General features: G+C 56.9%; 9 protein-coding genes. All 9 read left to right on the top strand.

Annotated features, from left to right (window positions below):
- The first annotated feature begins 151 nt into the window (after nucleotides 1-151).
- Entirely contained in the window at nucleotides 152-289 is a 138-nt protein-coding gene (locus M4I36_RS13010; protein WP_258112183.1) for a hypothetical protein, read from the top strand.
- A 79-nt stretch (nucleotides 290-368) separates the two neighbouring features.
- Nucleotides 369-1,526, top strand: a complete 1,158-nt coding sequence (dnaN, locus tag M4I36_RS13005; protein ID WP_258112182.1) for a DNA polymerase III subunit beta — start codon at nucleotides 369-371, stop codon at nucleotides 1,524-1,526.
- A 139-nt stretch (nucleotides 1,527-1,665) separates the two neighbouring features.
- Nucleotides 1,666-2,229, top strand: a complete 564-nt coding sequence (locus tag M4I36_RS13000; protein WP_258112181.1) for a hypothetical protein — start codon at nucleotides 1,666-1,668, stop codon at nucleotides 2,227-2,229.
- A 91-nt stretch (nucleotides 2,230-2,320) separates the two neighbouring features.
- The gene (locus M4I36_RS12995; RefSeq protein WP_258112180.1) at nucleotides 2,321-3,115 is read left to right on the top strand and encodes a phage antirepressor KilAC domain-containing protein; all 795 of its coding nucleotides are present in this window, start codon (nucleotides 2,321-2,323) and stop codon (nucleotides 3,113-3,115) included.
- 64 nt (nucleotides 3,116-3,179) lie between these two features.
- On the top strand, nucleotides 3,180-3,509 hold the full coding sequence (locus M4I36_RS12990; RefSeq protein WP_258112179.1) for a hypothetical protein: 330 nt from the start codon (nucleotides 3,180-3,182) through the stop codon (nucleotides 3,507-3,509).
- Nucleotides 3,509-4,126 carry a hypothetical protein gene (locus tag M4I36_RS12985; protein ID WP_258112178.1) on the top strand — a complete coding sequence of 206 codons (618 nt, stop codon included), beginning with the start codon at nucleotides 3,509-3,511 and terminating at the stop codon, nucleotides 4,124-4,126. The genes M4I36_RS12990 and M4I36_RS12985 overlap by 1 nt, the downstream gene beginning before the upstream one ends.
- A complete protein-coding gene (locus M4I36_RS12980) occupies nucleotides 4,008-4,742 on the top strand; it encodes a hypothetical protein (protein WP_258112177.1) in 735 nt (244 codons plus the stop codon). The genes M4I36_RS12985 and M4I36_RS12980 overlap by 119 nt, the downstream gene beginning before the upstream one ends.
- Before the next feature lie 43 nt (nucleotides 4,743-4,785).
- Nucleotides 4,786-5,724, top strand: coding sequence for a Mov34/MPN/PAD-1 family protein (locus M4I36_RS12975; protein ID WP_258112176.1), 939 nt, complete (start codon nucleotides 4,786-4,788; stop codon nucleotides 5,722-5,724).
- Nucleotides 5,721-6,460 (top strand): ThiF family adenylyltransferase (locus M4I36_RS12970; protein ID WP_258112175.1); only part of this gene is annotated, 740 nt, incomplete at its 3' end. The genes M4I36_RS12975 and M4I36_RS12970, both read left to right, overlap by 4 nt.

The raw sequence follows: 6,460 nt of genomic DNA, 5'->3' as shown, positions 1-6,460 counted from the left end.
CACCCAACATCATAGGGCGAAAGCTCACCGTGAACACCACGGAAACAGGAGAACGAGTTTTTCCACTGCGAAAAAATTGCAGGGTCGGAAAGGCTTCTTCGTGTTTCGGTGGCTTTTTTGCGTTTCACGGAAACAAAGGAGGACGTGTTGCATGAGAGACACCGTAGCGGAATGGATTGCAGAACAATGTTCGGATGCGGATTCTCCCTATCGTCAGGAATTTCAGGATGTGCGCGTGTCCGAATTGGATCAGGCCCCTGTGCCGATGTCGCTGCATCCAGGCGCTTAAGGTTACTTCTCCCTGCCGCCGCAGGCTCTGTATCCAACAGACCTGCACGGCGGTGCAGGGACAAAGGAGCGAACTCGAGATGAAACTCACCGTACAACGAGATGCCTTCCTGAAAGCCCTTCGCGAGATCGGCCCAAACGTGATACCGAACTCGACGAGAGGCTACCAAAACATCAAGATCGTCGCCGATAAAGCCCAAGCTCGGGTGGATGTCCTCGCGACGAATCCGGATGCAACGACGCGGGTGACCTTGTGGGAACGCGTGGCCGAGTCCGACGTACAGATTGCCGACGGCGGCGCCGTGTGCGTGCCCTATCGGATGCTGCACGACGTCGTCGGGCGGAGCATGGCGTCGCTGACGCTCGAAGGCGCGACGTCCCACGAACTCTACATCACGACCGGGAAACGCGAACTGCGTCTCTCCGGATGCGACCCAACGCTCTTTGTCGCGTTTGGCAATCAAGCACAGATGTCTGCGGCCGTCACCGTCGATGCGAAGCACTTGAAGCGACTCATTACCATGGTCGCCTACGCTGCATCCGACCAAGAGACGCGTCCTATCTTAACCGGAGTCCATGGTCGATTGGACGCGTCGGGGTTCCGCGCCACCGCCACCGACGGCATGCGCTTGTCAACCGTGTTGCTACCCCTGGATGCCAAGGGTCAGACGGTCGACCGTGTTTTCCCAGCCAAACTCCTCGAAGTCCTCGCGAAACATCTTCCGGACGAAGAGGAAGAAAGCGTCTCGCTCGAATTTGGCGACAACGCTCTCACCGTGTCCTGGGACGACGATTCGCACCGCTATGTGATGCGGGCGCTCGATGGCGCGTATCCCGACACGTCGCGGATTCTGCCGCAAAGCGCTGCGCACGAGCTGCTGCTGAATCGGGTCGAGCTGTTGCAAGCCGTCGAGGGCGTCGCCGTCTTTTCCGATGAGACGTACACCAAAGTCGAATTCGACTTTGAAGCGGACGGCGTGCGCATCTCTTCTCGCTCCCAACAGTTTGGCAGCGGCGTCGACAAGGTGTCGTATGCAGAGTGCACCGATGTCCCAACGTATCGACTGTTGCTCAATGCGAAGCTCTTGACGCAGTTTCTGAAACAATGCCCAGGCGATACGGTCTCGTGGCAACTGAACGGACCGAATCACCCGCTCGTGATGCAACCAGGGACGGCAGAGTGGCAAGCCCTCGGCTTGTTGTCGCCCATGCGCCAAGCCGAACAGCAATCGGCGTAACGCATCACCCGGCACTGCGGACATTACAGACATACCGCTGTGCATGGTTAATCACAAAATCTCCTAAAGGTGGGGCGACTTGCTGCTTGAAATGGAGAGGTCTCCCCACCAAGAAGACCACAAGGAGGCGAAACCACCGATGATGACTTTCGCATTGAAAACCATCAAAAAAGTTGTGTTATCGGAATGGGCTCGAAAGATCATTATGTGGATTGGAATGGTAGGTATGTGTTTACTCGGGTTAATGACCATCGTGAGTGTAAACATGCCCCAGATCTTTCGAATCCAAATGGACGCCCTGGCATTCGCGTTCGAATGGGTTTTAGGTGATTTTTTTTCTCCAACAGACTGGACAAAACAGCTGACCCTGGAGTATTTGATGTTGTCCTTTTGGCTGACCACGTGCTGCGTAGAAGCAGGAATGGCTCTTTGTGGCGCAACATCGTTGTCCAAGATCGCCATTTATGTCCCGCTTCTGATGCTGTTCCGTACGGTGGCTTTTGTCCGTGAAGGAGCCAAGCGCGAAAAACCATGGGCAAAATGGCCGCTGGTGTTGATCATGGCCTGTCTTTTCGTGGAAATTCTTTGGATTGTTCACGAAAACACGATGATCGGATATGGCATCGGCATCTTGATTTCCGCTATCGTCAGCATCGGTTACTTCATCTACGAAGTTCAAAAGTATTCTGTGGAAAACGCATAAAGTTTGAACGCCCACCACGCCGGGACCGAAACACTCCCCGGCGTGGCCCGTGGGGGAGTGTACGTCACACCAAACCACGGGAGGGTGCCTCATGGACAAGAACCTCGTATTCATCGCCAACGACCGACCGGTCACGGACAGTTTGACGGTCGCCGACGTCTTTGGGAAACGCCACGACAATGTCATCCGAGATATTCGGGGAATCTTAGAAGAAATTGATGTCGAATGGGGTGTCCTCAATTTTGAGCAGACCCCTTACACGCACCCACAAAACGGTCAAATGTACCACAAGTACCTGCTCACCGAAGATGGTTTCACCCTGTTAGTCATGGGTTACTCTGGCAAAGAAGCGATGCGCTTCAAGGTACGGTACATTCAAGCGTTTCGTGACATGCAAAAACGACTGCATTCTAGGCAAGCGCCCTTCCCTTCGCTTCCGAGAAACTACAAAGAAGCACTGCTGGCTTTAGTGGCCGAAGTAGAGAAGACGGAGCGACTCGAAGCGGACAAGCTCGCCTTGGAACAATGTTTAGCCGAAGTACAACCCAAATTGACTTACGTGGATCAGATTCTGGCGTCCCAAGACACCGTCTGCATCACGCAGATAGCCAAGGACTATGGACTCTCCGGGAAGCGGCTCAATCTCATTCTGCACGATGCGGATGTCCAGTACAAAGTCAACGGTCAGTGGGTGCTTTATGCCCGCTATCAACATCTGGGCTATACGCATTCTCACACCGTCCAGTACATCCGTTCCAACGGAGAACGCGGCATACAACTCCAAACGGAGTGGACGCAAAAAGGCAGACTGTTTCTGCATGAGCTTCTCGCCAAGCGAAACATCGTCGCTTGCGTGGACCGCAGAGAATCCCTCGCATCGGTTTAACCCGAGCACGGCGGGAATGTTCTCCTTCCCCCGTGCCACGGGGAAGGAACAAGGAGCTACCACCATGGAACGTATCCTTCACCTTCACTGGGATCAACCGGTGCTGGCATTGCTCACGATGCCGGACCCGGACCCTACCCACCTCGCATCCCTCGAAGCAGGGAAAAACCTCCTAGAGCACTTACGTTCTCAAGAGTTCACCAACGACTACCTATGGAACCTATCCACCGATGCCTTTCGTGCGGCCTGGCGTCTTCTGTCCGATGAGGAAGAGGATGCGGCCACCGTACAGACCCAGTTTCAGTTGGACGAGGACACATGGTCCGAGTTTCTAGCGGACGTCTCTCGACTGCCTGCACGCTGCGATCCCAACATCGGAGAGGAGTTTCTGTAATGGACGACGAGGAACGATACCATCTGGAAGCGGCCTTACTGCACCTTCTGTGCTTGCGCGATCTCCTATGGCGCACCGGAGCAAAGGAGGCCCTCGACACCTGCGGTTGGCCCTACGGCCTCGATGGGGACGGGGGCGACGGAGAGCCGATCTTTGCCGGGCAACTGGAGACGCTGCTGGAACTCATCGGCGTCGATCTGCAGGCAGAGCTGCATTTTGACTACACCGAAAACGTGGAGATGTGGGAGGATCTCAGACTCCTTCGCGGAGACTGGACCAAGGCGGCAACGTGGTGTTTTGTTTGGTTCTCGAGTTCCGATCCGGAGACGCTCGAAACCTGGCGACACTTTCTGTTTTGGATCCGTCAGTCCACGGACGACGCATGGTACACACAGGACGATGCCTCGGGCTTTGGGTGGGCCATCGCGGAACCCGCCGACGACGTTCTGATGGATGCCTGGAGTTCACTTATCGCGATTTGGGAGGTCGAAAACTACTATGGACACGTTGCAGATGCACGTGCATGGCGACGCTTGCGGGGATTCCCTGACCCTACGGATGGCACCGAAGACGATGCCTCAACTGAAGATTGTGGAGAACGGCGTCCATCACTATAAGACGGTGGGGATACAGGAACTGCTCAAACTGCTGGACCGATCGCTCATCCTCGAACAACTCAAGCAGGTGGACCTGCGTCGTACGCGCCTGACCCGTCTGCCGGAACGCGTCCTGGCGCTCGACACGCTGGAGTCGTCGTCGAGCCTCCGACATGCGGTGACGGCGTATGTGCCGTCCTTCGACTATCCCACGCTGTATCAAGAGCGCATCTACTGCCTTCGCTATCCCACGCTCGTCTACCAAGTGGTGTGGGAAGAAACGACGCAACGGGTGCTTCAGGGTCGACTCGCCGTCGCCCTTGACGATACCGTGCGAGGAAAGACCGCGCTCTATCGCTATCCGTTCTCCAATGTGTACGCATCGGGGGCGGTGTGTTGGAATGGGTTGCACGAGACGACGTGTGCCCTCGACGACGTTCAAGAAAAGGTGGTGTTTGCTTTTTTGCAAACACCGAACAACCGGGACTTGTTTGGCGTAGGGCATTCTCAAAACTCGCCTTACCGAGACTACCAAGCGTTTCTAGAAGCCGTCGAAGCAGAGCACGGGGTCCGATCAGAGTGGCTCATCCCACTCTCCTCGACCGTGTCTGAATGGCACGAGCAATACCGTGTCTAAGGTCAAGCGCCGCACAGAAAACACGCCAAGGAGCGATGAAACGATGCCATCCGAAAACCAAGACCAGATGTCCATCTTTGACCTCTTACCGGAGGACGAAGCGAAACAGTACAAAGAACCGGAAAAGCCCGTGGCGACGAAACCCGCCACACCTCAGAAGGCCAAAGAAGCACCGGAACCGGACGTGTACGAGATCGACCGCGTGGTCTACTATGCGGGCCATCGCTTGGACGTACCGAGTCGCACCATGAAGCTTGAAGCGGTGCGTGCCTGGTTGGAAGAACAGTTTCCGGAACTCACCAAAGAGCGTTGCGAACTGGTGTATGACGCAGAGAACGGTCATATCGTCCCCGTCCTCAAAGCGCACAAGAAAGGCTCTGAGCGTCCGCTCACGGTCTGGCTCACACCACCGAATCCCATACCTCCGGTCTATCACGGTCTGGATGAGGATGGCACGGTATGGGAAGTGCGGACGACGCAGACGGGACGCTTTCAAGTCCCGGTGCGCGGTCACCAGGCGCTCGCACCAAGCGGCACCTTCGAAGCGAGCGTGCCGAAGATCCCGAGGAGCTGCTTGACGGACATCGTCGCACGGTGCCAAGTCCATCCGGACGTCGAACATCTTGCGTACGTGGTCTACGATACGCGTTCGGGCTACCATGTGCTCTGGCCAGAGCAGCATGCGAGCGCAGTCCACGTCGTCGGGCGAGGGGTTCTTGAAAGCGAGGACTTCTTTGTGGTCGCGCACATCCACTCCCACGGCCGATTGCCTGCGTTCTTCAGTGCCACGGACGATGCGGACGAAGTGCGCACGGGGCTCTATGGCGTGCTTGGTCGCTGTCATGAGGACTCACCGGAACTTCGGTTCCGGATGTCCTGCGGTGGCCACTTCCGGCCACTCGCTCCGGAGGCCCTCTTCGACGGCGACCTCTCGACGCTGGTCCGCACGACGTCCATCGAGGAAACGGGGGAGGCCCGATGAGCAAACCCGTGCACGTCCTCGACCGAAGACAGTTGCAGAACGTCGTCTTGATCGGCGTCGGAGGCACCGGAGGCTACGTGTTGCAGCAGATGGCACGTCTTCTCTATAGCCTGAAAGAGCAAGGGGCGTCCGTTCCGGACGTCCTGCTCGTGGACGGCGATACGGTGGAAGAGAAGAATCTCTTGCGCCAGTACTTCTTGCCGCACGACGTGGGGAAAAAGAAAGCGACGGTCCTCGCGGAACGCTACGCCCGAGCCTACGGCTTGTCGATCGCGGCGTATCCGCACTATCTCACGAAGGAGGCTGACGGCCAACCGACGGGGATCCTCGAACATGGGGATGTCGTCGTCGCCTGCGTTGACAACGGCAGCACCCGGCGCTTGTTGCACGAGCAACTGAACCGACACCACGACGTCGTCTACATCGACAGTGGCAACAGTGCCGTGGCAATGCCGGAGCATCCGGAACACCTCGACCGATACCAACTGGCGCACCTGAAAAACAGCGGTTGGGAAGGCCAAGTCGTCGTCGGCGTGCGCCGTCACGGTCAGACCGTGTTGCCGTTCCCCGGCGAAGTCTTCCCGGATCTCATCGAGGAAGATCACTTCCCGACCGAAGTTCGCTGCGGCGAGGTCTCCGTCTCGAACCCACAGCGGCTCATGACCAACCTCATGGCAGCCACCACCGTCATGATGCTGCTTCATACGCTGCTGGCGGATGGGACGATTTTGCATCA

The organism is Alicyclobacillus sp. SP_1, from assembly GCF_024706985.1.
Taxonomy (GTDB): domain Bacteria; phylum Bacillota; class Bacilli; order Alicyclobacillales; family Alicyclobacillaceae; genus Alicyclobacillus_I.
This window is presented reverse-complemented; position numbering and strand designations above follow the sequence as displayed.